Source organism: Pseudomonas uvaldensis (assembly GCF_021271205.1).
Classification (GTDB): domain Bacteria; phylum Pseudomonadota; class Gammaproteobacteria; order Pseudomonadales; family Pseudomonadaceae; genus Aquipseudomonas; species Aquipseudomonas uvaldensis.
On record NZ_JAIWKS010000028.1, the window covers coordinates 1 to 3,065 of the forward strand.

Annotated in this window: 1 protein-coding gene; it reads right to left on the reverse strand. The window is 64.1% G+C overall.

Annotation, left to right across the window (positions count from 1 at the left end; genetic code table 11):
* The coding region (locus LCU97_RS26415) for an AMP-binding protein (protein ID WP_232778200.1) at positions 1–3,065 on the reverse strand (3,065 nt) is incomplete at both ends.

Here is a 3,065-nt window from a genome sequence, read left to right on the forward strand (position 1 = left end):
GGCCCGATGTGGCACCAATACACCCTTCGGCGTACCGGTGGAACCGGAGGTGTACATGATGTAGGCGACCGACTCGGCGCTCTGGGGCAGATCGAGGTTGCCGCAGGCTTCATCCAGCGTCACACGGTCCAGGTCGACCCGCACAGGGCCTTGCGCCACAGTTGCAGAACTCAGGGCCAGCAGGACTTTCGCCCCGCTGTCTTCAACCATGAACTGCTGGCGCTCCAAGGGCGCGTGGATATCCAGCGGCACAAAGACCGCGGCGCACTTGAGCACGGCCAATTGGCTGACCAGCAATTCAAGGGAGCGCTCCAGCAGGATCGCCACGCGCTCACCCGGTTGCACACCCAGGTCGACCAGATGACGAGCCAGTTGGTTGGCCCTGGCGTTGAGCTCGGCGTAAGTCAGGCTGTGGGGCTGATGCACCGCTGCCAACGCCTCGGGGTTGGCCTGGGCCTGGGCTTCGAACAGCCCGTGGACGGTCCTGTCCTGGGGGTAGCGACGAGTGGTGGCGTTGAAGTCCAGCAGCAGTTGGCGACGTTCGGCCGGCGGCAGGATCGACACGCTCGCCACCGGTGTATGGGGCGCCTGCTCCAGGGCAGCCATCAGGTTCTCCAACGCCACGTTCATATAGCCGCAAACTCGCTGCGCGCCGATCTGCGGCACCGCCAGCGCGGTCAGGCTGAAACCTTCGCCCAGGTCGTCCACCGACAGGGTCAGTGGGTAGTTGGTGCGTTCCTCGTTGCCCAGGATCTCGATGCCGTGCCAGGCCGCCCGTGTATCGGCCGAAGTCACATCCACATTGCTGTGCCGGTAGTTGAGCAAGGCGCTGAACAACGGCATCGGCGCAACCACGCCGCTGCACCGCTGGGCCAAGGCCAGCGAAGCGTGTTCATGACCCAACAGGCCGGTCAGCCGGGCATGGGTCGCCTTGACACTGCCGCGCACATCCAGCTCGCCAATGTTCACCCGCAGCGGCAAGGTGTTGATGAACATGCCAAGCGCATGCTCGGCGCCGTCGCCGCCCTGCATCCGCCCCATCAGCACCGTACCGAACACCACGTCCTGCTTGCCGGACACCTGGCTCAGGACACGCGCCCAGGCCAGGTGATGCAGGCTCGCCGTGCTCACGCCCAACACCCGGGCCTGGGCGCGCAGACGGCGGCTCAAGTCGGCACAGAGCTGCAACCCGGCCTCTTCGATGTCGCTACCGTCGTTGCGTACCTCCTGCACGCCGAAAGGCAGCGTCGGTTCTTCGATGTCACCGAGCATCTGGCGGAAGAAGACCTCGTGCTCTTCGCGGCTGACGCCCAGGCGCGCCTGGGCCACGTAATTGCGGAAAGGGGCCGCTTCGCCCAGTCGATCGGCCTGCTCCAGCAGATGCGCCTGCATTTCATGGCGCACCACTTCCAGCGCCGTATGGTCGAGTGCCATATGATGGAACAACAGCAACGCAACCCAGCGCTGGTTCGCGCTGTCATGGGCAAACGCAATGCGCATCAGCGGCGCCTGTTGCATGTCGAGACGGTAGTGCAGCGTGTCGAAGCGCTTACGCAGCTGAGCGACGATGTCCCCCGCCTCGGCCGCCAGTGTCACCTCTTCCACAGCCAATTGCGCCTTGCGCCAGACCACCTGCACCGGCTCGTCAAGACCTTCCCAGACCACCGAAGTACGCAGAATGTCATGGCGGTCGATGACCGCCTGAAGCGCGTGGGCAAAGGCATCCAGGCGCTCACGGTCGGCAATGTTGAACGTGGCCTGCAATACATAGGGATCGCCCGTGGCCGCCGCGATGTGGTGATAGAGGATGCCCTCTTGCAGCGGCGCCAGCGGATAGATGTCCTGCACGTTACGCGCACCACCCGGCACCGTCGCCACGATACGGTCGATGGTCTGTTGGTCCAGATCGACCAGCGGCAGCATCGACGGGGTGATCCGGGTGCTGCCCAAGAGGATGCCATTGTCCGGCACCTGGACATCGCGACCGCTGCCAATGGCGGCCGCCAGTGCCTTCAAGGTCGGCTGGCCGAACAACACGCGGATGTCCGCCGACCAGCCCAGCTGGCGCATGCGCCCGATCAGGCTGACGGCCAGCAAGGAATGACCGCCCAGTTCGAAGAAATGGTCGTGGCGACCGACCTGCGGCAGGCCCAGCAGCTCCTGCCAGATCTGCGCCAGGGTGGTTTCGATCTCGCCTTGAGGGGCTTCGTAGCCACGGCTGATGACCGAATCCTGATCCGGGGCCGGCAAGGCCTTGCGGTCGAGTTTGCCGTTGGGGGTCAGCGGCAAGGCATCCAGGCGCACATAGGCCACGGGCAGCATGTATTCGGGTAGTTGCGCTTGCAGGTGGCTACGCAAGGATTCGATGTCCGCCGTTGCCGATTCGGTGAAATAGGCGACCAGACGCTTGTCGCCCGGTACGTCTTCGCGGGCCAGCACCACGGCTTCCTTCACGTCATCGTGTTGGGCCAGTCGAGCCTCGATCTCGCCCAGTTCGATCCGGAAACCGCGGATCTTCACCTGGTCGTCGTTTCGGCCCAGGTACTCGATATTGCCGTCCGGCAGGTAGCGACCCAGGTCGCCGGTCTTGTACATCCGGGCGTTTGGAACAGCGCTGAACGGATCCTTGAGGAAGCGTTCGGCGGTCAGGTCATCGCGATTGAGATAACCGCGAGCCACCCCAGCGCCACCGATGTAGATCTCGCCCGGCACGCCCAAGGGCACCGGCTGCCGGTGCTCATCCAACAGGTAGAACTGGGTGTTCGCCACCGGCTTACCGATGTGCGCAGCAAACCCGTCTTCGCGGGCCATCGACACCCAACTCGAATAGGTCGTGGTTTCCGAAGGACCGTAGAGGTTGCACAGGCGCTTGACTTGGGTCTGCTCGAACAGCGCCTCAACCAGACTGCGCTTGAGCGCTTCACCGGCGACGTTCACCGTATCCACGCCCTCACCCAGCCCACCCGACTCCAGCAACGCCTTGAGCGCCGATGGCACGGTGTTGATCAGGGTGATGTCGTGCTTGCCCTGTTGCAGTTCCAGCACATTAGTGACCACGTCGATGC